The 25,764-nt window shown below is 71.2% G+C and carries 23 protein-coding genes; 10 read left to right on the top strand and 13 right to left on the bottom strand.

All coding sequences use genetic code 11. From position 1 onward, the window contains the following. The first annotated feature begins 7 nt into the window (after positions 1–7). From ACWGJY_RS33290 to ACWGJY_RS33280, 3 genes are all read left to right on the top strand, one after another. Positions 8–739, top strand: a complete 732-nt coding sequence (locus ACWGJY_RS33290) for a FadR/GntR family transcriptional regulator (RefSeq protein ID WP_453264608.1) — start codon at positions 8–10, stop codon at positions 737–739. A 140-nt stretch (positions 740–879) separates the two neighbouring features. Further along, complete coding sequence (gene eat / locus ACWGJY_RS33285; protein ID WP_453264607.1) at positions 880–2,349, top strand: ethanolamine permease; 1,470 nt, start codon at positions 880–882, stop codon at positions 2,347–2,349. Between the two features lie 99 nt (positions 2,350–2,448). Continuing rightward, the gene (locus ACWGJY_RS33280; RefSeq protein ID WP_453264606.1) at positions 2,449–3,147 is read left to right on the top strand and encodes a gamma-glutamyl-gamma-aminobutyrate hydrolase family protein; all 699 of its coding nucleotides are present in this window, start codon (positions 2,449–2,451) and stop codon (positions 3,145–3,147) included. 37 nt (positions 3,148–3,184) lie between these two features. Here the strand turns inward: ACWGJY_RS33280 and ACWGJY_RS33275 are convergent, their stop codons facing one another. Further along, positions 3,185–4,117 (bottom strand): LysR family transcriptional regulator, encoded by a 933-nt coding sequence (locus ACWGJY_RS33275; RefSeq protein ID WP_453264605.1) that lies wholly within the window; start codon positions 4,115–4,117, stop codon positions 3,185–3,187. Positions 4,118–4,203: 86 nt separating this feature from the next. Between ACWGJY_RS33275 and ACWGJY_RS33270 the strand changes: the two genes are divergently transcribed. After that, positions 4,204–5,364, top strand: coding sequence for a TDT family transporter (locus ACWGJY_RS33270; protein WP_453264604.1), 1,161 nt, complete (start codon positions 4,204–4,206; stop codon positions 5,362–5,364). A 54-nt stretch (positions 5,365–5,418) separates the two neighbouring features. Here ACWGJY_RS33270 and ACWGJY_RS33265 read toward each other — a convergent pair whose 3' ends face one another. The 3 genes from ACWGJY_RS33265 to ACWGJY_RS33255 all read right to left on the bottom strand — a co-directional run bounded on the left by ACWGJY_RS33265 (position 5,419) and on the right by ACWGJY_RS33255 (position 10,168). Further along, on the bottom strand, positions 5,419–6,156 hold the full coding sequence (locus tag ACWGJY_RS33265) for a helical backbone metal receptor (protein ID WP_453264603.1): 738 nt from the start codon (positions 6,154–6,156) through the stop codon (positions 5,419–5,421). A 180-nt stretch (positions 6,157–6,336) separates the two neighbouring features. After that, positions 6,337–8,946 (bottom strand): ABC transporter permease/substrate binding protein, encoded by a 2,610-nt coding sequence (locus ACWGJY_RS33260; RefSeq protein ID WP_453264602.1) that lies wholly within the window; start codon positions 8,944–8,946, stop codon positions 6,337–6,339. Beyond that, positions 8,939–10,168, bottom strand: coding sequence for a quaternary amine ABC transporter ATP-binding protein (locus tag ACWGJY_RS33255; RefSeq protein WP_453264601.1), 1,230 nt, complete (start codon positions 10,166–10,168; stop codon positions 8,939–8,941). Before ACWGJY_RS33255 ends, ACWGJY_RS33260 begins: the two co-directional genes overlap by 8 nt. Before the next feature lie 226 nt (positions 10,169–10,394). Here ACWGJY_RS33255 and ACWGJY_RS33250 point away from each other — a divergent pair, with 226 nt between their 5' ends. Next, positions 10,395–11,309 carry a 5'-3' exonuclease gene (locus tag ACWGJY_RS33250; protein ID WP_453264614.1) on the top strand — a complete coding sequence of 305 codons (915 nt, stop codon included), beginning with the start codon at positions 10,395–10,397 and terminating at the stop codon, positions 11,307–11,309. 49 nt (positions 11,310–11,358) lie between these two features. Continuing rightward, positions 11,359–12,216: a siderophore-interacting protein gene (locus ACWGJY_RS33245; protein WP_453264600.1), complete on the top strand. Its 858-nt coding sequence runs from the start codon at positions 11,359–11,361 to the stop codon at positions 12,214–12,216. A 357-nt stretch (positions 12,217–12,573) separates the two neighbouring features. On the opposite strand, the gene ACWGJY_RS33240 is transcribed toward ACWGJY_RS33245, so the two are convergent. Further along, complete coding sequence (locus ACWGJY_RS33240; RefSeq protein WP_453264599.1) at positions 12,574–13,575, bottom strand: helix-turn-helix transcriptional regulator; 1,002 nt, start codon at positions 13,573–13,575, stop codon at positions 12,574–12,576. Positions 13,576–13,735: 160 nt separating this feature from the next. On the opposite strand from ACWGJY_RS33240, the gene ACWGJY_RS33235 reads away from it, so the two are divergent. From ACWGJY_RS33235 to ACWGJY_RS33225, 3 genes are all read left to right on the top strand, one after another. Continuing rightward, positions 13,736–14,158 carry a VOC family protein gene (locus ACWGJY_RS33235; protein WP_453264598.1) on the top strand — a complete coding sequence of 141 codons (423 nt, stop codon included), beginning with the start codon at positions 13,736–13,738 and terminating at the stop codon, positions 14,156–14,158. 110 nt (positions 14,159–14,268) lie between these two features. Then, positions 14,269–15,300: an aldo/keto reductase gene (locus ACWGJY_RS33230; protein ID WP_453264597.1), complete on the top strand. Its 1,032-nt coding sequence runs from the start codon at positions 14,269–14,271 to the stop codon at positions 15,298–15,300. Between the two features lie 7 nt (positions 15,301–15,307). Next, positions 15,308–16,402 (top strand): winged helix DNA-binding domain-containing protein, encoded by a 1,095-nt coding sequence (locus ACWGJY_RS33225; protein WP_453264596.1) that lies wholly within the window; start codon positions 15,308–15,310, stop codon positions 16,400–16,402. Between the two features lie 122 nt (positions 16,403–16,524). Here the strand turns inward: ACWGJY_RS33225 and ACWGJY_RS33220 are convergent, their stop codons facing one another. Then, positions 16,525–16,962: a MerR family transcriptional regulator gene (locus ACWGJY_RS33220; protein ID WP_453264595.1), complete on the bottom strand. Its 438-nt coding sequence runs from the start codon at positions 16,960–16,962 to the stop codon at positions 16,525–16,527. 107 nt (positions 16,963–17,069) lie between these two features. Here ACWGJY_RS33220 and ACWGJY_RS33215 point away from each other — a divergent pair, with 107 nt between their 5' ends. Continuing rightward, positions 17,070–18,143: an alkene reductase gene (locus tag ACWGJY_RS33215; RefSeq protein ID WP_453264594.1), complete on the top strand. Its 1,074-nt coding sequence runs from the start codon at positions 17,070–17,072 to the stop codon at positions 18,141–18,143. Positions 18,144–18,574: 431 nt separating this feature from the next. Here ACWGJY_RS33215 and ACWGJY_RS33210 read toward each other — a convergent pair whose 3' ends face one another. The 7 genes from ACWGJY_RS33210 to ACWGJY_RS33180 all read right to left on the bottom strand — a co-directional run bounded on the left by ACWGJY_RS33210 (position 18,575) and on the right by ACWGJY_RS33180 (position 25,670). Then, on the bottom strand, positions 18,575–21,391 hold the full coding sequence (locus ACWGJY_RS33210; protein ID WP_453264593.1) for a DEAD/DEAH box helicase: 2,817 nt from the start codon (positions 21,389–21,391) through the stop codon (positions 18,575–18,577). 246 nt (positions 21,392–21,637) lie between these two features. Continuing rightward, positions 21,638–22,603 carry a twin-arginine translocase subunit TatC gene (gene tatC / locus ACWGJY_RS33205; protein ID WP_453264592.1) on the bottom strand — a complete coding sequence of 322 codons (966 nt, stop codon included), beginning with the start codon at positions 22,601–22,603 and terminating at the stop codon, positions 21,638–21,640. A 63-nt stretch (positions 22,604–22,666) separates the two neighbouring features. Beyond that, positions 22,667–22,966 (bottom strand): Sec-independent protein translocase subunit TatA, encoded by a 300-nt coding sequence (gene tatA, locus ACWGJY_RS33200; RefSeq protein ID WP_453264591.1) that lies wholly within the window; start codon positions 22,964–22,966, stop codon positions 22,667–22,669. 220 nt (positions 22,967–23,186) lie between these two features. Then, positions 23,187–23,390: a hypothetical protein gene (locus tag ACWGJY_RS33195; RefSeq protein WP_453264590.1), complete on the bottom strand. Its 204-nt coding sequence runs from the start codon at positions 23,388–23,390 to the stop codon at positions 23,187–23,189. 16 nt (positions 23,391–23,406) lie between these two features. After that, positions 23,407–23,667, bottom strand: a complete 261-nt coding sequence (locus tag ACWGJY_RS33190; protein ID WP_453264589.1) for a hypothetical protein — start codon at positions 23,665–23,667, stop codon at positions 23,407–23,409. Positions 23,668–23,734: 67 nt separating this feature from the next. After that, positions 23,735–24,685: a helix-turn-helix transcriptional regulator gene (locus tag ACWGJY_RS33185; RefSeq protein WP_453264588.1), complete on the bottom strand. Its 951-nt coding sequence runs from the start codon at positions 24,683–24,685 to the stop codon at positions 23,735–23,737. A 16-nt stretch (positions 24,686–24,701) separates the two neighbouring features. Beyond that, positions 24,702–25,670, bottom strand: a complete 969-nt coding sequence (locus tag ACWGJY_RS33180; protein WP_453264587.1) for a helix-turn-helix transcriptional regulator — start codon at positions 25,668–25,670, stop codon at positions 24,702–24,704. Positions 25,671–25,764 lie beyond the last annotated feature (94 nt).

Genomic DNA, 25,764 nt, shown 5'->3' with positions numbered 1-25,764 from the left:
GGTAGCGATGGACGGTGCGGCTGACCGGCTGGCACCCGTGCTGCGACCGGTGCGGGCGGGCAACGGTTTCGAGGAGGCGCTGGAGCAGATACTGCAGATCGTCCGGCTCGGTCTGGTACCCCAGGGCGAACGGCTGCCCGCTGAGCGGGAGTTGGCCGAGCGGCTGCAGATCAGCCGGGTCACCCTGCGCGAGGTGCTGAAGGTGCTGCAGGACGAGGGCCTGGTGGAGAGCCGGCGCGGGCGCTACGGCGGGACCTTCGTACGGGTGCGTACGGAGAATCCGGGCGAGGCCGAGCTGCGGCGCCGGACCGGGAAGACCGACGTCGAGGACACCCTGCGCTTCCGGGAGGTGCTGGAGGTGGGCGCGGCCGGACTGTGCGCGGCGCACGGGCTGACCGACGCGCAGAGCGACCGGCTGCGGGCGGCGCTCGCGGCGACCCAGGACGCACCGCTCGCCGACTACCGCCGGCGCGACACCCTGCTGCATCTGACCCTGGCCGAGCTGTCCGGCTCGCCGTCGCTGGCGGCGCAGTACGCGGCGGTCCGGGCGGGGGTGAACGACCTCCTGGACTGCATTCCGCTGCTGGTGCGGAATCTGGAGCACTCCCAGACCCAGCACACCGCACTGGTGGAAGCCGTACTGGAGGGCGATGCGGACGGGGCGCGCGAGGTGATGCGCGAGCACTGCTGCGGGACGGCGGCGCTGCTGCGGGGCTTTTTGACCGCCCCGGCGCCGTGAGGACCCCTGGCGCGGCCGGCACACGGTCCCGGGTTAACCATTCTTTTACGCACAGGTCTTGCGCTGGAGCGGCATCGACAGCAAAGGTATGCCGCTGAACCTTTGCTCGATTTTCCCCCTCGGCGAGGCAGGAGCGGCGCATGGCCGACAACACGGATTCGCAGACCGCACCGCTCACCGGGTCCCCGGGCGGCACCTCGCCCGACGAGACCTATCTGGAGCGGCGGACGCTGCGCCGCGGCAGCGCGGGACCCCTGCTGCTGACCGGCCTGGGCGTCGCCTATGTCGTCTCCGGCGACTTCTCCGGATGGAACAACGGCCTGGCACAGGGCGGCTTCGGCGGCCTCGCGATCGCCGCCGTCCTGATGGGCCTGATGTACACCTGTCTGGTCTTCGCGCTGGCGGAGCTGGCCTCGATCCTGCCGACGGCCGGCGGCGGCTACGGCTTCGCCCGGCGCGCCCTGGGCACCTGGGGCGGTTTTCTGACCGGCACCGCGATCCTGATCGAATATGTGCTGGCACCCGCCGCGATCTCCATCTTCATCGGTGACTACGTCGAATCGCTGGGCCTGTTCGGGCTGCACTCCAGCTGGCCGGTCTATCTCGCCTGCTTCGCGGTCTTCATCGGGATCCATCTGTGGGGCGTCGGCGAGGCACTGCGCTTCAGCCTGATCGTCACCGCCGTAGCGGTCGCCGCGATCGTCGTCTTCGCGATCGCCGCACTGACCGACTTCCATGTGGACACCCTCAACGACATCCCCGTCAAGGCCGGTGCCTTCGGGGCCAGTTCGTGGCTGCCGTTCGGCATTCTGGGCATCTGGGCGTCCTTCCCGTTCGGCATGTGGTTCTTCCTCGGCGTCGAAGGCGTACCGCTGGCGGCCGAGGAGACCAAGGACCCGGCCCGTTCGCTGCCCCGGGCGATGGCCGCCGCCATGGGCATCCTGCTGGTGCTGGCGCTGATCACCTTTATCGCCGCGACCGGGGCGCGCGGCTCGGCGGCGATCCAGTCGGCCGGCGACCCGCTGGTCCAGGCACTGCAGCCGCACGGCGAGCCGACCACCGTCAGCCGGATCGTCAACTACGCCGGTCTCGCGGGCCTGGTGGCGTCCTTCTTCTCGCTGATCTTCGCCGGCTCCCGCCAGCTCTTCGCGCTCTCCCGGGCCGGCTATCTGCCCCGCTTCCTCTCCCTGACCAGCCGCCGCAAGGCCCCCTACCTGGGGCTGCTGGTGCCCGGCGCGCTGGGCTTCGCACTCGCCGCGGCCACCGGCGACGGCGCCCGGATGCTCAATGTCGCGGTCTTCGGCGCCACCATCTCCTACGCCCTGATGGCGCTCTCCCACGTCGTCCTGCGCCGCCGCGAGCCCGGACTGCACCGCCCCTACCGCACCCCCGGCGGCATGCTGACGTCGTCCGTCGCCTTCGTCCTGGCCTGCTCGGCGCTGGTGGCGACGTTCCTGGTCGACAAGGAAGCCGCCTTCATCGCCCTCGGCGTCTACGTCGTGGCGCTGGCCTACTTCGCCTTCTACTCCCGCCACCGGCTGGTGGCCTCGGCACCCGAGGAGGAGTTCGCGGCGCTGGCGGCGGCGGAGGCCGAGCTCGCACGCGACTGACCGCTACCCCCGGGACACCGCCGTGGCCGGCCGGGTCATCCCGGCCGGCCCCGCCCGTCCCCGCATCGCCCGATCGCACCCCGCACGGAGGCCGCACCCATGTCCCAGCCGCTCATCGGCATCAGCACGTACCAGGAAGAGGCCCGGTGGGGGGTGTGGACCCTGCCCGCCGCGCTGGTGCCCGCCGGATACCCGAAGCTGGTGCAGCGTTCGGGCGGGCTGGCCGCGTTGCTGCCGCCGGGCGATCCGGCCACGGCCGCCGCGGCCGTCGCCCGGCTGGACGGGCTGGTGATCGCCGGCGGCGCGGATGTCCAGCCGGCCCGCTACGGCGCGGAGCCGCACCCCCGGACCGGCCCGCCCGCCCTGGACCGGGACGCCTGGGAACTGGCCCTGATCGAGGCCGCGTTGACGGGCGGCGTGCCGCTGCTGGGCATCTGCCGCGGCCTCCAGCTGCTGAACGTGGTGCTGGGCGGCACCCTCGTCCAGCACCTCGACGGGCACGCCGGGGCCCCCGGGGTCTTCGAACGCCACGACATCAAGCCGGTCCCCGGGACGCTGCTGGGCCGTACGCTGCCCGAGCCGGTCTCCGTGCCCACCTACCACCACCAGACCGTGGACCGGCTCGGCCGCGGGCTGCTGCCGTCCGCCTACGCGGAGGACGGCACCGTCGAGGCGCTGGAACTCCCGGGCGCGTACGGCTTCACCCTGGCGGTGCAGTGGCATCCCGAGGCCGGGGACGACACCCGGGTGATGGACGCCCTGGTGGCGGCGGCACGCGGGGCGGCCCCCGGGGAGTGAGCAGGACGACCCCCTCCGGCGGACCGTGGCGGCGCCCTCAGGACGTCCCGCGGGTGAGCCCCAGCAGCTCGCGGGCCGGGCCGGCGGGCCGCTGACCGGTGGGCCACACGGCCCGCAGCTCGCGGCCGAGCCGCAGCTCGCGCACCGGGATCTCGACCAGCCGGCGGGCGGTCAGCTCCTCGCCGACGGCGAGTTCGCTGAGGACGGACGGTGCCGCCTCGCTCACCACGGCCGATTTCACCGCGGTGGTCGAGGCGAGTTCGAGAAGCGGTTCGGCCAGCCCGCCGTGCCCGGCGAGCGCCGCGTCCAGCACCTGGCGGGTTCCCGAGCCCCGCTCGCGCAGGATCAGCGGGGTGCCGGCGAGTTCGGCAGCGGTCAGCTCCGTACGGCGCCGGGCCCAGGGGTGGGTCGGGGCGGCGACCACGACGAGCCGGTCCTGCCCGATGACCGTCCCGTCCAGCCCCGCCGGCACCTGAAGCCCCTCCACGAAGCCGAGGTCCGCGTCTCCTGCGAGCAGCCGCTCGGCGACCGCGCGGGAGTTGCCCGCGAGCAGCGATACAGCGGTCCCGGGCCGCTGCGCGCGCAGCGCGATCAGCCACCCCGGCAGCAGATACTCGGCGATCGTCATGCTGGCCGCCACCCGCAGCCGCGAATCGCGCTGCCCGCGCAGCGCCTGCGCACCCGCGTCGAAGGCCTCGGCCGCCTCCACCACCCGGCGCGCCCAGTCCGTCACCAGGGCGCCGGCGTCCGTCAACCGCGAGCCACGCGGCGAGCGTTCGACCAGCGCCACCCCCAACTGCCGCTCCATCGACCGGATCCGGCTGCTGGCGGCGGGCTGGGTGATGCCCCGCGCACGGGCGGCCCGCCCCAGACTGCCGAGCCGGGCGACCGCGAGCAGCAGCTCCAGCGCACCGAGATCCGGGACCCGGTGCGACAGCGGTACGACGGCGGGCCCGTCCTCGTCACCCATAAGTCTCCCTGCACATAACCCCAGCTTATGCCCTCATAGACACAAGGTCCCTGGTGGGGGCCGTCCCGAAGAGCCAGGCTGGTGTCATGGCACCCCTCGCGCACGCACCGTCCCGCACCGGCACCACCGCCGGCCCCGGCACCACCGCCGCCCCCGGCGCACCCGGTGGCCCGGCCTCGGTCCGCCACCTCGGACCGAATTGGTACGCCGCCGTCATGGGCACCGCGATCGTCGCCAACGCCGGTGCGGTCCTGCCGCTCACCGCACCCGGCCTGCGCACCGCCTGCCAGGTCGTCTGGGCGCTGTCGGCGGTGATGCTGCTGACGCTGCTGGCCGCGAGAGGCGTGCACTGGGGCCGCCACCACGACCAGGCCCGCCGCCATCTGCTCGACCCGGCCGTCGCCCCCTTCTACGGGTGTCTGGCGATGGCCCTGCTGGCGGTGGGCGGCGGCACGCTCGCCGTGAGCCGGGACGTCATCGGCGAGCCGGCCGCGCTGGCCGCCGACGCCGTCCTGTGGACGCTGGGCACCCTCGTGGGCCTCACGTGCGCCGCGGCGATTCCGTATCTGATGGTGACCCGGCACCGTATCGAGACCGGCAGCGCCTCTCCCGTCTGGCTCCTGCCGCTGGTCGCCCCGATGGTCTCGGCGGCGCTGGGCCCGGCCCTGGTGCCGCATCTGCCGGCCGGCCAGTGGCGGGCGGCGATGCTGTTCACCTGCTACGCCCTGTTCGGCATGTCGCTCCTGGCCACGCTGCTGGTGCTGCCGCTCGTGCTGTCCCGGCTGATCCACCACGGCCCGCTCCCCCTCGCGCTCACCCCCACGCTGTTCCTCGTCCTGGGCCCCCTGGGGCAGTCCACCACCGCGCTGGCCAACCTCGCCCATGCCGCACCGGGCGTCGTGGACGCCTCCTCCGCACACGCCATGGGCGCCTTCGCGGTGCTCTACGGCGTCCCGGTGACGGGCTTTGCGCTCCTCTGGCTCGCGCTGGCGACCGCGATGGTGGTACGCGCCTTCCGCAACGGCATGGGCTTCGCGATGACCTGGTGGGGCTTCACCTTCCCCCTCGGAACCTGCGTCACGGGCGCGGCCGGCCTGGCCCGGCGCACCGGCCTGAGCGCCTTCGACTGGCTCGCGGTGGGCCTGTTCGCGTGCCTCGTGCTCGCCGTGGCGGTGGCCGGCACCCGCACCGCCGTCGGCCTGGCCCGCGGACATCTGCTGGCGCCGCCGCGGCCGGTCGCGGCGTAGCCTCTGCCGGCGCCGCCCCGGCCGTCCGCCGCGTAACCGCCGTACGCCGCCGCCTCACCGGGCCCCGGCCAGGGCCTGTGCCAAAGCGGCCGGGGCGTGCACCAGCGAGGGCCCGTACCAGGTCAGATGGCGGCCGCTGACCAGTGCGGCGGGCCGGCCGGGGAACGCCTCGGGGCCGTCCCCGGCGCTGAAGCGGTACGGCTCGTCGGGCAGCACCACGAGGTCGGCGCCGCGGGCGCGCAGTGCGTCGAGCGGGACCCGGGGGTAGCGGTCGGCGTGGTCCGCGTAGAGATTGCGTACGCCCAGGCGGGCCAGGAGATCGCCCGCGAAGGTGTCCCGGCCCAGCACCATCCACGGCCGCCGCCAGACCGGCACCACCGCGGTCCGCTCCGCCGGCCGGGCCGGCAGGTCCCGCCAGGCGGCCTCGGCGGCGTCCAGCCAGTCGGGCCTGGGCAGCCCGCAGCCGTGGACCAGGACCCGCTCCAGCTCCCGGAACGCCTGCGGCAGTTGGCGCACCTCGGTGACCAGCACCGTGATCCCGGCGGCGCGCAGCGCGGCGAGATCCGGCTCCCGGTTCTCCTCCTCGTTGGCGATCACGAGGTCGGGGGCGAGGGCGGCGATCCGCTCCGTGTCCGGGTTCTTGGTGCCGCCGATGCGCACGACACCGAGTCCGGCCGGCTCGCTGCACCAGTCGGTGGCCCCCACCAGCAGACCGGGCGCGGTGCGGGCGACCGCCTCGGTCAGCGACGGGACGAGCGAGACCACGCGGCGCGGCGGAGTGCGGCTCATCATGGCGCCAGCCTACGCAGTTCACGGCCCGCGGCGCGTGGTGGTGCACCGCCGGCAGGAGCGGAGCGGTTCCGCGGCAGCCGGCGGCTCCGCGGCCGCCCGGCGGGTGCCGGCAGCAGACGGGCCCCGCCACCGGAAGTCCGGTGGCGGGGCCCGCTCTGGCGACGTGGGCGGTGGTGAGGGTTACTTCACGGGTGCCATCTTGTCGACGATGCCCGGATGGGCATCGATCCACTTCTGGACACCCTTGTCCTCGTTGCCCTTGCCGGCCGCCTGAATGTCCTTCTCCAGGCTGCCGAGCTCATCGGCGCTCATCTTCCAGTTCTTCAACCAGCCGTTGAACTCCGGGAATTTCTTCGGGAAGCTCTTGTTGCCGATCGTCTTGATCTGGTTGTTGGCGCCCCAGGTGCCCTGCGGGTCCTTGAGCTTGGTGAGGTCGTACTTGCTGTACGCCCAGTGCGGCGACCACAGGACCACCGCGATGGGCTCCTTCTTGGCGTAGGCCCGCTCCAGCTCGGTGAGCATGGCGCTGGTCCCGGCCTCGGTGACCTCGAAGCCGTCCAGACCGTACGCGGGCGACACCACGCTCTTGAGGCGCTTCATCTCGCCGGTACCGGGCTCGATGCCGATGATCTTGCCGCCGAAGGTGTCCTTGTGGCTGCGCAGATCGTCCAGGGTCTTCACGCCCTTGACGTAGGACGGTACGGCGATCTCCAGTGAGGTCTTGTCGTACCAGGCCCCGACATCGACAAGATCGTTTTTGTACTTGTCCCAGTACTGTTTCTGCGCCACCGGCAGCCAGGCGTCGGTCTCGACGTCGATCTGCCCCGTCGACAAACCGGTCCACATCGGGCCGACATCCAGGTTCTGGAGCTTCGGCTTGTAGCCCCGCTTCTCCAGGATGTTCTTCCAGAGGTAGGTCGTGGCGATGCCCTCGTCCCACGCCGGGTAGCCCAGGCTCGGGGCCTTGCCCGCGTCCTTGCCCTTGGCGTAGCCGGCCTTGGCGGACGGCGCCAGCTTGTTGACCGTGCCCGGGTTCTGCTTGAGCCAGGCGCGCACGCCCTCCTGCTCGTGCCCCGTGCCGGCCTTGTTGACCTCGTTCTCCAGGCTGGTGAGCTGCTTCTCGTCCAGATGGAAGTGCTTCATCCAGCCCGCGACCTGGGGCTCGTCGTGCGAGAAGCCCTTGCGGCCCAGCAGGTGCAGGCTGTCCCCGGAGCCGAAGGAGCCCTTGGGGTCCTTGAGCTTGGTCAGCTTGTACTTGTCGTAGGCCCAGTGCGGCGACCACAGCGTGACGGCGATCGGCTTCTTGTCATGGATCGAGCGGTCCAGCTCGGTGAGCATGGACGAGGTACTCGACTCCATGACCTTGTACTCGCCGCCCAGACCGTAATCCTTGAGGACCTTGTCCTTGAGGATCTTCATCTCGCCCGCGCCCGGCTCGATGCCGACGATCTTGCCGCCGAACGTGCCGCCCTTGCCCTTGAGGTCGTCCAGGGTCTTGACGTCCTTCATGTAGGACGGGACCGCGATCTCCAGCGAGGTCTTGTCGTACCAGGCGCCCAGGTCCTCGAGCTTGTCCTTGTACTTCTTCCAGTACTCCGCGTGGGTCGTCGGCAGCCAGGCGTTGGTCTGCACGTCGATGTCGCCACGGGCCTGGCCGGTGAAGAGCGGGCCGGCGTCCAGGGCCTGGACCTTGGGCTTGTACCCGCGCTGTTCGAGGATTTCCTTCCACAGGAACGTCGTGGCCTTGCCCTCGTCCCAGTTGACGTAGCCGAGGCTGACCGGCCGCCCGTTGCCGTCGGTGCCGCCCGCGCCGCCCCCGCTGTCCTTGCCGACGACGCTCATCCCGCCGGCGACCAGCGCGAGCACGACCACCGCGACCGTCGCGACCGGGGTCGCGGGCTTCCAGTGGAGGAACTTCAGGCCGCCGAGCGCGGCCTGCGCCTTCGCCAGTGCGCGCCGGCCGAGCGGGGAGACCCGCTGGTTGAGCGCGCTGGTCATCCGGTCCAGGTAGACCGCGAGGATGACGACCGCGAGACCGCCCTCCGCGCCCAGCTTCACATCGACCGAGCTGAGCGAGAGGTAGACGGTGCCGCCGAGACCGGCGCCGCCGACCATGCCGGCGATGACGACCATGGACAGCGCCAGCATGATGACCTGGTTGATACCGGCCATGATCGTCGGCAGGGCGAGCGGCAGCTGCACACGGAAGAGCGTGCGCCGCGGAGGGGTGCCGAACGCATCGGCGGCCTCGACCAGTTCACCGTCGACCTGCCGGATGCCCAGTTCGGTCATGCGGACCGCCGGCGGCATGGAGAAGACGATGGTCGACACGATGCCGGGGACGGCGCCCAGACCGAAGAAGAGGATGCCGGGGATCAGATAGACCATCGCGGGCATCGTCTGCATCAGGTCCAGGACCGGGCGCACCGCTCCGCTGACGGCCCGGTTGCGGGCCGCCCAGACACCGAGGGGTACGGCGACCGCAACCGTGATGATGCAGGCCACGAGCACCAGCGAGAGCGACTGCACGGTCTGGTGCCACTGCTCGATCGAATCGATCAGCGCGAAGCCGAGGAACGTCAGCACGGCGGCCGGCAGACCGCGCAGCCACCAGGCGATCACCGCGAAGATGCCCGCCAGGAGCAGCGGCGCGGGACCGGAGAGGACCGTGAGAATGCCGTCGTAGAAGCCGCCCAGCACGGTCGTGACGAAGTGGAAGAGCCACTCGGCGTGGTCCCGCAGCCATTCGACCAGGCTGTCGGCCCAACTGCCTACCGGAATCCTAGGCACCGGCGCTCACCTTGTCCTCGGGGTCGTGGTCCGCATTCCCGGACGGGGGCACGGAGCTGCCGTCCGCGGGGCTCTCGTCCGCCGGGGTCCCGTCCGCGGATATCCCGCCGCCCCCGGTGCCGGCCTGGCCGGCAACGGCCGGTGCCGGGCTCTGCGCCGCGGGTTCGCCGAGAACGGCGAGCAGCCGCTCGGCCGTGACGGCACCGGCCAGTTCGCCCCGCTCATCGGTCACGGCGACCGGAACGGTGCTGGTCGAACAGGGCGTGAACAGCTCGACCAGCGGGGTGTCGACGCCGACCGTGGCAGGCGCGGCGGCCCGGAACTCCGCCGCGGTGGTGAGCTTCCGGCCCTCCGGGGTCGTGGCGCCGAGCACGGTCCCGACCTCGGCCATGACCGCGCCCGCGGTCAGCACCCGTGTACGGTCCACGTCCTGGGTGAAGGAGGCGACGTAGTCGTTGGCCGGGGTGACGAGGATGTCCTCGGCACTGCCGATCTGGACGATCCGGCCGTCGCGCATCACGGCGATCTTGTCGCCGAGCCGCATGGCCTCGTTCAGGTCGTGGGTGATGAAGACGATGGTCTTCTTCAGCGCCTTCTGCAGCTCCAGCAGCTGGTCCTGCATATCGCGCCGGATCAGCGGGTCGAGCGCGCTGAAGGACTCGTCCATCAGCAGCAGATCGGCGTTGGTGGCCAGCGCTCGGGCCAGGCCCACGCGCTGCTGCATACCGCCGGACAGCTCGTCGGGCCAGGACTTCTCCCAGCCCTTGAGCCCGGTGAGTTCGAGCGCCTCGGTGGCGCGCGCGGTGCGCTCGGCGCGCGGTACGCCCTGCACTTCGAGGCCGTAGGCGGCGTTCTCCAGCACACTGCGGTGCGGGAAGAGCGCGAAGTGCTGGAAGACCATGGAGATCTTCTCGGAGCGGACCTTGCGCAGCTCCTTGTCGCTGAGCGAGGTGAGGTCCTGGCCGTCGAACCGCACGCTCCCCGAGGTCGGCTCCAACAGCCCGTTGAGCGTGCGCAACAGGGTGGACTTGCCGGATCCGGACAGACCCATGACGACGAATATCTGGCCCTCGTCCACCTCGATCGAGGCGTCGATCACCGCAGCGGTGGTGCCTTCGGCCCGCAGCTCCTCCCGGCCGACGCCGGCTTCGAGCCTGCGGACCGCGTCCTCGGGTCGTCTGCCGAACACCTTGTACACGTGCTCGGCTTGCAGCCTGGACACATATGCCTCTCTTGTTGATCGGTGACGACCTGCCACCCCCGTAGCCAGGTCGTGGAGCGGCGCGGGGTCCGCCCGCTCTTACCGGTCGAATAGTTGAATCCCGATCGGGTCCACTCCGGCTGCGCGCCTGCCCTTCTTTATGCGACGCAAACACGATGGTGATCCAGCTCACATCGGCGTGACGTATGGGGCATACGGCAAGATGCGGGATGTGACTCGACGCCTGATGCTCCTCGACACCGCCTCTCTCTACTTCCGCGCCTATTTCGGAGTACCGGAATCGGTCAAGGCTCCGGACGGCACCCCGGTCAACGCGGTACGCGGCCTGCTGGACTTCATCGCCCGGCTCGTCCAGGACCACCACCCCGATGACCTGGTCGCCTGCATGGACTTCGACTGGCGCCCCCAGTGGCGGGTCGATCTGATCCCCTCCTACAAGGCACACCGGGTCGCCGAGGAGGCCCCGGCCGGAGCCGCGGGGCCCGACGAGGAGGAGATCCCCGACACCCTCTCGCCGCAGGTCCCGGTCATCGAGGACGTCCTGGACGCCGTGGGCATCGCCCGCATCGGGGCGGCCGGCTACGAGGCCGACGACGTCATCGGCACCCTGACCGCACAAGCGAAGGGCCCGGTGGACATCGTCACCGGCGACCGCGACCTCTTCCAGCTCGTCGACGACCGGCGCGGCATCCGCATCCTGTATCCGCTCAAGGGCGTCGGCACCCTCCAGATCACCGACGAGGCGCTGCTGCGCGAGAAGTACGGCGTGGACGGCCCCGGCTACGCCGATCTGGCGCTGCTGCGCGGCGACCCCAGCGACGGACTGCCCGGCGTGCCCGGGGTCGGCGAGAAGACCGCCGCCAAACTGCTGGACACCTACGGCGACTTGGCGGGCATCATGGCCGCCGCCGCCGACCCCGCGTCGAAGGTGACCCCCGCCCAGCGCAAGCGACTGCTGGAGGCACGCCCGTATGTCGCCGTCGCCCCGAAGGTCGTGAAGGTGGCCACCGACGTGCCCGTCCCCGCCGTCGACCACACCCTGCCGTCCGAACCGGCCGACCCCGAGCGTCTGGAAGCACTGGCCGCCCAATGGGGCCTGGGCGGCGCCTTGCAGCGCCTGCTCCTCACTCTTCACCGATAACCTGTTAGGTTAGGTAAACCTAACAAATATCGCGTCAGGGGAGATTGCCGTGGCAGCAGAGCGTCCGTCCCGCAAGAAGCCCACCCTGCACCGTGCCCGGGTGCAGCGCACCGAGCAGCTCACCCCGCACATGGTCCGTGTCGTGCTGGGCGGTGAAGGGCTGGCGGAGTTCACGGCGGGCGAGTACTCCGACCATTACGTCAAGCTGCTCTTCCCGCTGCCCGGCGTGCGCTACCCGGAGCCGTTCGACATCGCGCAGATCCGCGCCGAGTTCCCGCGCAACCGCTGGCCCAGGACCCGTACGTACACCGTCCGCGCCTGGGACGCCGCAACCCGCGAGCTGACCGTGGACTTCGTGGTGCACGGCGACGAGGGACTGGCCGGACCGTGGGCGGCCGCGGCGAAGCCGGGCGAGGAGATCTTCCTGCTGGGTCCGGGCGGCGCCTACGTGCCCCGGGCCACCGCCGACTGGCATCTGCTGGCGGGCGACGAGAGCGCACTGCCGGCCATCGCGGCGTCCCTGGCCCGGGTCCCCGCGGGCGTACCCGTGCACGCCTTCATCGAGGTGGCCGGCCCGGAGGAACGCCAGGAGCTGGATGCGCCGGCCGGCGCCGGGATCCACTGGCTGTACCGCGGCGCCGCGCCGTACGGCCGCGAACTGGTCGCCGCCGTACGGGCGCTGGAGTTCCCGGCCGGCCAGGCCCAGGCGTTCGTGCACGGCGAGGCCGGGTTCGTGAAGGAGCTGCGACAGCTGCTCCGCGTCGAGCGCGAACTCCCCCGCGAGGCCCTGTCCCTCTCCGGCTACTGGCGCACCGGCCACGACGAGGACGGCTGGCAGGCCGCCAAGCGCGACTGGAACCAGCAGGTCGAGGCCGAGCAGGAGCCGACGGGAGCGACGGCCTCCTGACCCTGCGGGACGACCCGGGCCTTTTCTCCTGTGGCCCCCGCGGGCCGCGCGTGGCCTCCGGGGACCACGGGAGCCCCGCGGGCCGGTAGGCCCACAGGCCGCAGGCCCGGGTCACGTTCCCGGCGGCGAAGTGCGGCGCACCCTCCCGGCCCGTGCCATCCCCGCCCCGCCCGCGGCCCTCGCCGACGTCCAGGGCCCGGCGGCACCGCGCCGGCCTCCGGACGCCCGCCGGAAGACAGTTGACGGGGTCGGCACCGCAGGTCCGGAGGGCTTGAGCGGCGTGGTGAGTCCGGAACCCGGTTGACGGGGTCGGCACCGCAGGTCCGGAGGGCTTGAGCGGCGGGCTGAGTTCCGTTCTCACCGCGCCGGGCCGGTCTCTGGTCTTGTGGTGCGGGCGGCGTGGGCGTAGCGGGCGGCGAGGTCCCCGAATGCGGTGGCCAGTTGGGGCGGGCCGATGACCTCGATATCGGTGTCGAAGCGGCCGATGGCGGCGGCGAGTCCGGTCCATGACCAGGAGCCGAGGGTGAGCCGGCAGTGGTGGGGGCCGAGCTCCACGACGATGCCGTCCTGGGCGAAGGGCGCGACATCGGCGGCCGGGAGGTGGAGGATGACTTCGCCTTGGCAGGGCCAGTCGGTGGTGGTGCCGTCGTTGCCGCGGAATCGGCTGGTGACGAAGGTGGAGACGTCGCCGCCGGGGAGTTCGCGCCGGGCGAAGCGGGGGCCGGTGGGTGTGCGGGGCCGGATGCGGTCGACGCGGAAGGTACGCCAGTCCTCGCGGTGGAGGTCCCAGGCCACCAGGTACCAGCGATGACGCCAGGTGACCAGGTGGTGGGGTTGTACGCGGCGGGCGTCCTCGGCCGAGGTGCTTGGCCCCGGGGTGTAGTCGAAGCACAGTTCCTCGCGGGCGTGGATGGCGCGGCTCAGGTCCATCAGGACCTGAGCGTCGACCCGGGGGGTGTCGCCGGCCGCCGCGGGCGGTTGGACGGCGGTGATGTGCAACAGGTCGATGCGGTGGCGCAGGCGGGGCGGCATGACCTGGCGGAGGGTGGCCAGCGCGCGGGAAGCGTCTTCGGCGACGGTGGTGCCGGCGGCCGCGGTCTGCAGCGCGACGGCCAGGGCGACGGCCTGCCCGTCGTCGAACAGCAGGGGCGGCAGGTGAGTGCCGGCCTCCAGGCGGTAGCCGCCGGCCGGTCCTTTGACGGTCGTGATCGGGTAGTCGAGTTCGCGCAGACGGTCGATGTCACGGCGCACGGTGCGCGAGGTGATGCCGAGACGCTCGGCGAGATCATCGCCGGACCAGTCACGGGGCGTTTGAAGCAGCGAGAGCAGCGCGAGCAGCCGCGCGGACGTCTTATGCATGACACCACATTTTTCCTGGAGTACCGGACACAACCTGTCCTCTACCTCTGCCATCGTGGCATACGAGCCGCCCGGGAGACATAACCCCTGGTCACGGAACCGCCGCTCGGCATCGACAGCCGACGGCGCATAGGTGTCACATCAAGGCAAGGAGCAGGTCATGTCCGTCACGACCACCACTCACCTGAATTTCCGGGGTACCGCACGTGAGGCGCTGGACTTCTACCAGTCCGTCTTTGGCGGACGTACTGTCGCAGTCACCTACAAGGACGCAGGCGCCGTGCGGAACGAGAGCGAGGCGGACTGGGTGATGTGGGGCGAGGTGGTCGGCGGCAACGGCTTCCACGTCATGGCCTACGACGTGCCCTCGCAGCTGCCCTGGAACCAGGGCGAGAACCCGTTCTTCGTCTCCGTGCGTGGCGACGACGCCGAGGAGATCAGCGCCCTGTGGGGCAAGCTCACCGAGGGCTCGACCATCGTGAGTCCGCTGGAGCCCGCGCAGTGGGCTCCGCTGTACGGCATGCTCACCGACCGCTTCGGCGTCACCTGGGTCCTGGACGTCACCGCTCCGTACAACGGCTGAACCAACCGACCGACCTGACATGCCTACGCCGTCCGGGCCGCCCCAGCCACCCGGGCGGCCCGGACGGCGCGGGCACCGAACACGTACAGCAGCGGAAGGAACGGGTCACCGTGAGGATGCGGAAGCTGGGACGGACCGGCATCGAAGTCAGTGCCTACTGCCTGGGCACCATGGTGTTCGGCAAGATGGGCAATCCGGATCACGACGACTGCGTGCGCATGATCCACCGGGCGCTGGACGAGGGCATCAATGTCATCGACACCGCCGACGTCTACGGCTACAGCGAGACCGAGGAGATCGTCGGCAAGGCCCTCAAGGGACGCCGCGACGAGGTCGTGCTGGCGACCAAGTTCAACGGACCGATGGGCGAGGGCCCCAATCGCGGCGGCAGCTCCCGGCGCTGGGTCGTCCAGGCGGTCGAGGGCTCGCTGAAGCGGCTGCGGACCGACTACATCGACCTCTACCAGATCCACCACCCGGACCCGTACACGGACATCGAGGAGACCCTCTCCGCGCTCACCGACCTCGTGCGGGCCGGGAAGGTCCGGGCGATCGGCTCCTCCAACCTGCCGGCCTCGGAAATCGTCGAAGCCCAGTGGGTGTCCCAGCGGCGTGGACTGCACCGCCTGCGCACCGAGCAGCCCACCTACTCCCTCCTCAACCGCGGCATCGAGCGGGAGATCCTGCCCGCCTGCCACCGCTACGGCCTGGGCGTTCTGGTGTGGAGCCCGCTGGCCATGGGCCTGCTCACCGGCCGCTACCGCAAGAACGCGCCGCGGCCGGACAACGCCCGCATGCACTGGGTCTCCCGGCACCTCACCGACGAGCGCAAGCTCGACGCGGTCGAGCAGCTGCTCACCCTCGCCGAAGAAGCCGGCCACTCGCTCACGCACCTGGCCATGGCCTTCGCCACCAGCCATCCCGACATCACCTCCGCCATCATCGGCCCGCGCACCATGGACCAGCTGGACGACCTGCTCGCCGGCGCCACCCTCACCCTCGGCGACGACATCCTCGACAAGATCGACGCGATCGTCCCGCCCGGCACCGACATCGGCCCGCTGGACGTCTCCTACACACCTCCCTCCCTCACCCACACGGACCTGCGCCGACGCCCGCCCCACGAGCGAGCCGTCGCGTGAGGAAGCCATGACTGTCCTTGACACCCGCGCCCTCAACCGCGCCACCCTCGCCCGCCAGCACCTGCTCAAGCGCAGCGACAGCTCCGTGCCGGAGGCAGTGGCCCATCTGTGCGGCCTGCAGGCGCAGGAACCTCAGGAGCCCTTCACCGGGCTGTGGTCCCGCCTGTCCGACTTCACACCCCGGCAACTGGACGATGCGCTGACCGGTCGCGCGGTGGTGCGCACCCATCTGATGCGGCGCACCGTCCACCTCGTCACCGCCGACGACGCGCTCACCTGGCGAGCCCGCCACGACACCATGCTGCGCCAGCGAGTGCTGGGAACCTACCGGCGCGAACTGGCCGGCATCGACGTGGACGAGGTCGCCGCCGCCGGCCGCGCGGTCATGGCCGACCGGCGGCCCCGCACCATGACCGAACTCGTTCAAGCTCTCGAAGACCGCTGGCCCGGCCCACCACGCCGGGTCCTGGGCGAGCTGCTCATCGCGGCCCTCATCCCCATGGCCCAACTCCCGCCCCGCGGCCTGTGGCACCGGACCGCCGGCGTACGCAACCTGCCGTTGAGTACCTGGCTGGAACGGGACATCGACCCCGTGCCCGCCGACGGCAGTGATCCCGTCGGACAGCAACTGCTGCACCGCTACCTCGCCGCGTACGGGCCCGCCGCCAGCGCGGACGTACGTGCCTGGTGCGGCCTCGCCGGCCTTCCCGCCGCCATCAAAGCCGCCCGAGAAGAACTCGTCGTCTTCCGTGACGAACGCGGCCGCGAACTGCTCGACCTGCCCGACGCACCCCGCCCCCACCCCGACACCCCGGCCCCCGTCCGGTTCCTTCCGGCCTTCGACAACGCCATCCTCGGCTACCACGACCGTAGCCGCATCATCGACGCCCCCCACCTCGGTCTGTCCGTCGCAGGCCACCGCACCGTCCTGGTTGACGGACGCGTCACCGCCACCTGGACCGTACGCAACCACCACCTCCACATCAGCTCCCTGCGCCCCCTCACCGCCCTGGAGCAGGAAGCCGTTCACACCGAAGCCCAGGACCTGACCACCTTCCTGGACAACGGCATTGAGCACATCCAACTCGACACCGAATACTGACGATCACCCACTCCAGGTCCCGACGTGACAGGACCATGCGCACAACCTGCCGGCGCCGCCCGCGTGGACCGGGACGCGGTGCCGGACGACGATTCGACCGGAGGCTCCGCCGCCGCGTCGGCTCACCCGGAGGCGGGCAGCGACGAGCGCGGCGTGGAGTCCTGAGTTGCCGCCGATTCGTCCGTGGCAGGGGCCGTGTGCAGCAGGGACTCGCGGTGGGACCGGGCCACGGCCGCCATCCTGTCGAGAGTGTCCCGGGCCCGCAGGAGATCGTCTATCTGCGCCGTGATCCGCTCGCGTTCGCGGGCCATCCGCTCCAGCGCGGCGTCAGAGTTGTGCTCGCTCGGGGAGTCGGCGCACGGCATGAGTTCGGCGATGGTCCGGCTGGAGAGATTGGCCGCGTACAGCCCCTGGATGAAGTGGACGCGGTCCACGTCGCGTTCCGTGTACTGCCGCTGTCCGCTCGGCGTGCGGGTGCTGGTGAGCAGTCCCTGCTGCTCGTAGTAGCGCAATGACCGCACACTCACCCCGGCGCGTGCCGCGAGTTCTCCGATCCGCATGACCGCCCCCCGCGGTGTTCTCCGCTTGCATCTGACACTGATGTCAGGTTTTAGCGTACCCGTGCGCTTCGGCAGCCGGAGCACCGACGTACGTGAGGAGAACCGACATGCCGTCCCTGTTCAGCAGTTACCGCCTCGGCGGGCTCACTCTGCCCAACCGGACCGTTATGGCCCCCATGAGCCGCGTCCGGGCCGCCGCCGGCGGTCTTGCCACCCCCTCGATGGCTACCTACTACGCGCAGCGCGCCACGGCCGGCCTGATCGTCACGGAGGGCATCCAGCCCAGCCTCGTCGGGCAGTCCAACCCGGGCACGCCCGGCCTGCACACCGACGAGCAGACGGATTCCTGGCGGCAGGTGACCGACGCCGTCCACGCCGGCGGTGGACGGATCTTCGCCCAGATCATGCACGGCGGCCGGGTCTCGCACCACGAGACCACCGGCCTCCAGCCGGTCGGCCCGTCGGCCGTGCCCGGCGAGGGCAGCGTGTTCACCCCGAGCGGCCCCCAGCCGATGCCCGCGCCGCGGGCCCTGGAGACCGGCGAAGTCCCCGAGCACGTCCGGTCCTACGCAGACGCCGCCCGCCGCGCCGTCGACGCCGGCTTCGACGGGGTCGAGCTGCACGGCGCCAACGGGTACCTGATCTCCCAGTTCCTGTCGTCCAACGCCAACCTGCGCGAGGACCGCTACGGCGGCTCGGTCACCCATCGGATCCGTTTCGCCGTCGAGGCAGCCGCCGCCACCGTCGAGGCCGTGGGCGCCGCCCGTACGGGCATCCGCCTGTCGCCCGGCGGCGGCTTCTGGGGTGTGACGGAGGACGACGCAGCCGAGCTGAACACCGCTCTGCTGACGGAGCTGGCCCGCCTCGACCTGGCCTATGTGCACCTGGAAGCCACCACCGACGAGGAAGTTCTCCTCCAGTTGCGCAAGACCTGGCCGGGTGCCCTGATCGTCAACCCCACCGTGCCCGGCGGTCCGAAGCAGACCGGCCCGGCGGAGGCTGACCACTGGCTGGGCCTGGGCGCCGACCTGATCGCCTTCGGCCGCGGCTTCCTCGCCAACCCCGACCTGGTCGAACGCCTGCGCTCGGGCCTGCCCGTCGCGCCCGTCGACAAGAACACCTTCTACCAGGGCGGCGACGCCGGGTACCTCACCTACCCGACGTACCAGCACACGGCCTGACCGTGTCACCGCGGATCACGGATGCGATCCGCCTTCGGCGCTGATCCGATGAGGGTGTTGTCGATCAGGCGGTGAGTATGCGCCGGTCGCGGTAGCGTGCCTGGTGGTTGCGGGTGAACTCCTGTTGTTCGTGCCAGGGGCTCGCGCTCGGCAACGGACGGGAGGAGAGCAGTGGGTGGCGTGGCCGCCGCGGGGCCAACGGCCGGCTCAGGCGTGGTGGAAGACCTCCCGCAGCGGCGTCCACCACTCCCCGGCACCACACCCCCGGTCTGCTCCTGGCAGGGGTCGGTGAGCGTGCGCCGGCCGGCAGACGAACCTGATCCCGTCCGCCCCTGCGGCGGCAGCGGTACGGCGCCGCACCCCTGTCGAAGGGGAGTGCGGCGCCGTCCTGCGCGGCCCGGACCGGCCCCGGTCGGACCGGCCCCGGTCGCTCAGCCCACCGACGAGTACGCCACCACGCCGCGCAGCACACCGTCCACGGCCTTACGAGCCGTACGCGCCACCGTGCCGCCGGGCGGGGCCGCCGCCGCGATCTGGCCGAGGACATCGATCAGTTGCTTGCACCAGCGCACGAAGTCACCGGCGGGCATCTCCGCCTCCCGGAGCACTTCGTCGAGGCCGAAACCGGAGGCCCAACGGTACGCGGCCCAGGCGAAGCCGAGGTCCGGCTCGCGCTGGCCGACGCCCTCCGCCTGGTTGATCTTGTGGTCCTCCTCCAGGGCGTCCAGCCGACCCCAGATACGGACCATCTCGCCCAGTGCGTCCCTGGCCTTGCCGGCCGGCAGCTTGGGCGCCACCGCATCGTCCGCCTGCCGCGCCTCGTACACCAGCGCCGAGGCGCAGGCCGCCAGCTCCGCCGGGCCGAGGCCCTCCCAGACGCCCTCGCGCAGACATTCGCTCGCCAGCAGATCCAGCTCGCCGTAGAGCCGGGCCAGCCGGCGGCCCTCGTCGGTGACGGTGTCGCCTTCGAGGTAGTCCAATCCGGTCAGCAGGGCGCAGATCCGGTCGAAGGTGCGGGCGATGGTGTTCGTCCGCCCCTCGATCCGGCGCTCCAATTGCCGGGTGTCGCGCAGCAGTCGCTGATAGCGCTCCGCCCAGCGGGCATGGTCCTCGCGCTCGTCACAGCCATGGCAGGGGTGCGCCCGGAGCTCCGTGCGCAACCGGGCGATCTCCCGGTCGTCGACCGCCGCCGAGCGCGGCTTGCGATGCCGCGACGGCACGACATGGCCGGCCTTTGTCCGCAGCGCGGACGCCAGATCGCGGCGCGACTGCGGGCTGCGGGCGTTGAAGGACTTGGGGATCCGCATCCGGTCCAGCGCCTCGACCGGCACCGGGAAGTCGATCGATCCCAGCCGCTTGACCTGCCGCTCGGCGGTCAGCACCAGCGGCCGCGGGCCGTCCTGCGCATCGAAGCCACGATGGCCGTTGGTCCGCCCCGAGGGCATCCCCGGGTCGAGGACCAGCGCGAGACCCGCATACTTGCCGGTCGGCACATGGATGACATCGCCGGGCTTCAGCTTCTCCAGCGCCGCCGCTGCCGCCACCCGCCGCTGGGCCGCGCCCTGCTTGGCCAGCTCCGTCTCACGCTCCTTCAGCTCCCGCCGCAGCCGGGAGTACTCCTCGAAGTCGCCGAGGTGACAGGTCATCGAGCCGCGGTAGCCCTCCAGCCCCTCCTCGTTCTTCTGCACCTGCCGCGAGATCCCGACCACCGACTTGTCGGCCTGGAACTGCGCGAAGGACATCTCCAGCAGCTCCCGCGAACGGTGCCGGCCGAACTGGGAGACCAGGTTGACCGCCATGTTGTACGACGGCTTGAAGGAGGACCGCAGGGGGTACGTACGCGTCCCGGCGAGCCCGGCCAGCGCACCCGGGTTCATCCCCCGCTGCCACAGCACCACCGCATGGCCCTCGACGTCGATCCCCCGGCGCCCGGCACGGCCGGTCAGCTGGGTGTACTCGCCGGGAGTGATGTCGGCGTGCTGCTCACCGTTCCACTTCACGAGCTTTTCCAACACCACGGACCGCGCGGGCATGTTGATGCCCAGCGCCAGCGTCTCGGTGGCGAAGACGGCCTTGACCAGGCCCTTCACGAACAGCTCCTCGACGACCTCCTTGAACGTCGGCAGCATGCCGGCGTGGTGCGCCGCGATGCCCCGTTCCAGGCCCTCCAACCACTCGTAATAGCCCAGCACATGAAGGTCGTCGTCCGGGATTCCGGCCGTCCGCGCCTCCACTGTGCGGCGAACCTCCTCGCGGCCCTCCTGGTCGTTGAGCCGCAGGCCCGAATACAGGCACTGCTGGACGGCGGACTCGCAGCCGGCCCGGCTGAAGATGAACGTGATCGCGGGCAGCAGGCCCTCGTTGTCGAGGCGGTCGATGACCTCCGGGCGGCTCGGCGTCCAGATCCGGGCACGCTGGCGCCGCTCGCGCTCTCGGTCCGCCTCGCGCAGATTGCGGCCCCGGCGCTTGTCCCGGCCGAACGTCGGCCGGCTGTTCTCCATCCGCGCCAGCCGCTCCAGATCGGGATTGACCTCGCGGCGGCCGCCGCTCTGCCCGTCCCGCTCCTCGAACAGGTCGTATATCCGGCGGCCCGCGAGGACGTGCTGCCACAGCGGCACCGGCCGGTGCTCGGAGACGATCACGGCCGTGTCGCCACGGACCGTGTCCAGCCAGTCACCGAACTCCTCGGCGTTGGAGACCGTCGCGGACAGTGACACCAGCGTCACCGACTCGGGAAGATGGATGATCACCTCTTCCCAGACGGCGCCACGGAAGCGGTCGGAGAGGTAGTGCACCTCGTCCATGACCACATAGCCGAGGCCGACCAGCGACTGCGAGCCGGAATAGAGCATGTTCCGCAGCACTTCGGTGGTCATCACGACCACCGGAGCCTCGGAGTTGACGCTGTTGTCGCCGGTCAGCAGACCGACCTTGCCGGCGCCGTAACGCTTGACCAGATCCTGGTACTTCTGGTTGGACAGCGCCTTGATGGGCGTGGTGTAGAAGCATTTTCGGCCCTGCTCCAGGGCCAGGTGGACGGCGAATTCGCCGACGATCGTCTTTCCGGATCCGGTGGGGGCCGCGACCAGCACGCCCTTGCCGGCCTCCAGGGCCTGGCACGCCTCGACCTGGAACGAATCCAGGCCAAAGTCGTACATTTCCCGGAAAGGGGCGAGTGCGGTGGCCTGCTCGGCCGCCCGGAGCTTGGCGGCGGCATAGCGCTCAGCAGGGGACATGTCCTCGGTCATCGTGCTTACGAGCCTACCGGCCACCTCTGACAACGACCCGATCTTTATGTCGGCCCGTTACCGAGCCGGACCCACCGGCGCGGTACGCGCTCGGTTCGCAGCCCGGCTCGTACGCGCCGGCGCCGGCCCGGGACACAAGCCATGAGCCCCTGCTCCCGCCCCACAGCCGGACGGCCCCCGGCTCACAGAGCACGGGGGCCGTCAGTCACCCACCAGGGACACCGGACTACGGCAGGTGATCAGCCGTCACGTGACGTCGTCGTAGCCGCCACGACGCCGCGCATCACCGTCGGCCGCATCGCCGCTCGCCTGCTCCGGAAGCATCCGGCCGGAAGAGACCGGCTCGATCTCCTCGACCTCGGAAGGCGTCAGATCGAGCTCCGAGGCCTCGTCGTCGCTCAGTCCGGCGTCGGGGTTGCCGAGCTTGCGGCGGCGGTCGTTGAAGAGGCAGATGCCGGCGGCGCCGAAGTACAGCAGCACGATCGGCGCGGCCAGCAGACTCATGGTCAGCGGGTCGCCGGTCGGGGTGGCAACGGCCGCGAAGATCGTGATGCCCAGCACCATGAACCGCCACCAGCTCATGATCCGGCGGCCGGTGACCACACCACCGAAGTTGAGCAGCACCAGCAGCAGCGGCAGCTCGAAGGCCAGGCCGAAGACCACGATCATGCGGGTGACGATGTCGAAGAACTCATCGGCCGGGAAGAAGTTGGCCCAGTCGTCCGGGGTCAGTCCGACCAGGGCGCCCGCCGTGGTCGGCAGCACCGCGTAGGCCAGGTAGGCACCACAGAGGAAGAGCGGCACACCGGCGCCGACGAAACTCAGCGCGTACTTCTTCTCGTGCCGGTGCAGACCCGGCGCGAGGAAGGCCCAGAGCTGGTACAGCCAGATCGGGGTCGCGCCGACAACGCCGACCGTGAGGGACAGCTTGAGCAGGATGGTGAAGGGCGCCAGCAGACCGTTGGCGGTGACCTCCGCGCACGGGTGCTTCCGCGGGCCGACGGCCGCGACGCCCCGGGGGCAGCCGACCGCGTCGATGACCGGGCCGGTGATGAAGTGGGCGATCGCGTCGTACTGCCACATCGCCACCAGCGTGATCACGCCGACCGCCAGCATCGATTTCAGCAGCCGGTTGCGCAGCTCACGCAGATGCGCCGCGAGGGGCATCCGCCCCTCGGGGTCCTTCTCCTGCTTGCGGGCAGACTTGGGCAACCCACTTCCTCGTCTCGTACATCAGCCACTGCCGACCGGGTCGGTGCGACTGGATCGGGTCGGTCAGCTCTGGTTGGTGCGGTTCGGCTCGGCCACCGGGCGCGAGCTGCTCACATCACCGGGAGCTGCCTGAATCGTACGAGGAGCCTGCTGGGCCGCATCGGCGGGAGCCTCGGACGTGCTGCCGGACGCGGCACCGCCCTCCGCGTCGCCGTCCTTCTTCATCGCCTTGGCCTCGCTCTTGAGGATGCGAGCGGACTTGCCGAGCGAACGCGCCATGTCCGGAAGCTTCTTCGCGCCGAACAGCAGCACAACGACAACGAGGATCAGAATGATCTCGGGGGCCCTCAGATTGCTGAGCATGTGCGACTACCTTCTCGCCGTGGCGGCGTCTGCTGTGGTGCCTGCCGAATGGGGTCGGACTGGCGTCCTGGTGCTGCCTCGATCGTAACGTTCGGTGGTGAACGCCGGGCAATCCCCGTGCGTCCTGTGGATTGCCCCGACCGCCGCGCTGTATGAACCGCAGTGCAGCCTACTCCTGTGCCCTCCGGCACAGCAGGGCACACAGCCGGGCGGCAGCATCTCAGTCCCGGCCCGCCTCCTGCATCCGGGAGGCGAGCGGTGTGGCCGCCCGTTCAAGATCCTCGGTGGCCCGCTGGATCCGCTCCGACGTCGCGCCGACCTGGCGGGCCAGTCGCCGTACCTCGACGAAGACGCGGACGGCGAGGACGCCGAGCACGGCGATCCCGGCGAAGCCGAGGGCGATTGCGATCATGGGCCAGAGCATGCGGCGAGCCTACCGGTCAGCCCATGTGCAGCCGCAGCGTGCGGACCCCGCCGCCGGTGAGCAGCTCGATGATCCGCTCGCCGGCCGGTTTGCGCACCGCGCGGCGGCAGTCGGGGCAGGTGAAGGAGTAGAAGGTGGTGCGGCTGCTGGCGCCGATCGCCAGCCGGAAGGCGTCCGAGGCCAGCTCGAAGCGGCCCCGGCAGTCCGGGCAGGCCGCTTTGAAGAGCACCGGCGCGGCCATGCCCGCCAGGGTGGTGGTCGCCATCGTGGTCGTCATCCTTCGCTGCCTCCTCCTTCTCCCCGCGCTGAACGGCGCGCGCCGCGCGGCGCCCGGCCGGCCGCGCTCACTCGCCGTACGCCGCGAGCGCCTGGCCGGCGGCCTGCCGCGCACTGTCCGCGAGGGCCTGCGGCGCCACGATCCGGCCGTCCCGGCCCAGTCGCAGCGCCAGCCGCCGCAGCGAGGCCGGGTCGGGGGTACGCAGCGTGATGCGCAGCCCGCCGTCGGGGAGTTCCTCTGCGCTGTCATGCGGGTAGTACTCGGCGACCCAGCGGCCGCCGGGCCCGACCTCGACGGACACCTCGGGGTCCTCGGCCGCGGGCTGTACCAGCCCCTCCGACAGGTCGCGCAGCTCGACCGGCGGCGGGTCCGCGGGCGCGTCCAGCAGCTTGATCTCGGCGACCCGGTCGAGCCGGAAGGTGCGCCGGGCCTCCGAGAGCCGGCACCACGCCTCCATATAGGTGTGGCCGACGGCGAAGAGCCGGATCGGGTCGACCTCACGCTCGGTCAGCTCGTCGCGGGCCGGGGAGTAGTAGCGCAGCCACAGCCGGCGCCGCTCGGCGATGGCGCGGTCCACATCGGCGAACACGCCGCCCTCGGACTCGAAGGTCACCGACAGCCGGGCACTGGCACCGGCCGCCTCACCGGCCGCCGCCTCCAGCTTGGCGGTGGCCCGCAGCAGCGCCTGCCGGTCGCCCTCGCGCAGCCCGGGAAGGGTGGCCACCGCACGCGCGGCGACGAGCAGGGCGGTCGCCTCGTCGGCGGCCAGCCGCAGCGGCTCGGCGACATCGTCGGGGTTGTGCCACCAGATGCGGTCGCCGTCGGTGTCGATGTCCAGGAGGTCGCCGCCGCGGAAGCTCGTCCCGCACATCGGCAGGACGTCGAGGTCCCCGATCAGCTCGTCCTCGGTGATGCCGAAGGCGCGGGCGACGTCCCCGACACGGGCGCCGGGGCGCTCGCGCAGATAGGTCACCAGGGACAGCATCCGGCGGGTCTGGTCGATCGCGTTCGTCGCCATGGGTCTCGTATCCCTCTCAGCCCTTGGCCACGGCGCGCAGCCGGTCGATGACCTCGGTGCGCAGTTCCGCGGGCTCCAGTACGACCACGTCGGGCCCGAACTCCACCAGCCAGGCGTCGAGTCCATGGCCGTTGGGGATCTCCAGCTCGTCCCAGCCGCCGCCCAGTTCACGGATGGTGAGCGCACGGGCGCGCAGCGGATAGCCGTGCTCGGCACGGAGTTTGATCCTCGCGGTGCCGGTGGCGGTCTCCCCGGCCCAGCTCTCGACGGTCTCGCGGACGGTGACGTGATCGGGCACCGGCGCGGTGAACTTCCCTTGCCGGGAACGGACCTTGCCGGTGATCCGGGAGAGCCGGAAGACCCGCTCCGCCCGGCGCTCGCGGTCCCAGCCGGCCACGTACCAGTGGCCCCGCCAGCATTCGAGGATCCACGGTTCGACCTGCCGCTGCTCGGGGTGCGCGGCGTTCGACTTGCGGTAGTCGAAGACGACCGGGCGGCGGTCGCGGCAGGCCAGCATCAGCGGCTCGAAGGCGGCTTCATGCGCGGGGATACGGGGCTCCAGCGCGCTGTGCGGCTGCCCGGCGTCGTAGTCCGTGCCTTCCCCGGCCAGCGGCATACCGGCCGCGCGCAGCTTCTGGAGGGCGCCGCTGGCGGCTCCGGCCAGCCGGGCCTGCTGCCAGATCTTCGCGGCGAGGCCCAGGGCGGCGGCTTCGGCGGCGTCCAGCGTGATCGGGGGGAGGCGGTTGCTGTCGCGGCGGGCGAGATAGCCGACGTCGCCCTCGATGCCCTCGACGGTCTCGATGACCAGGCCCAGCTCGCGCAGATCGTCCTTGTCGCGCTCGAACATACGGTTGAACGAGTCGTCGCTGCTCGCCTCGATATAGGCCTCGATCGACGACCTCAGCTCACGCTTGGTCAGCGGGCGTCGCGTCCCCAGCAGGCACAGCGCCAGGTTCATCAGCCGCTCGGCCTTGGCAATGGCCATCGACGCCCTTTCTCGTTGAACTCCCGATCGTTGACCGTACCGCTCGGGGAGGTCAGGGCAAAGCCGGACGGGTGGGCCCCGCTCCGGAAGGGAG

It is taken from the genome of Streptomyces sp. NPDC054765, assembly GCF_053612065.1.
Note: the sequence above shows the minus strand (reverse complement) of the source record. Positions and strands in the feature narration are given on the sequence as shown.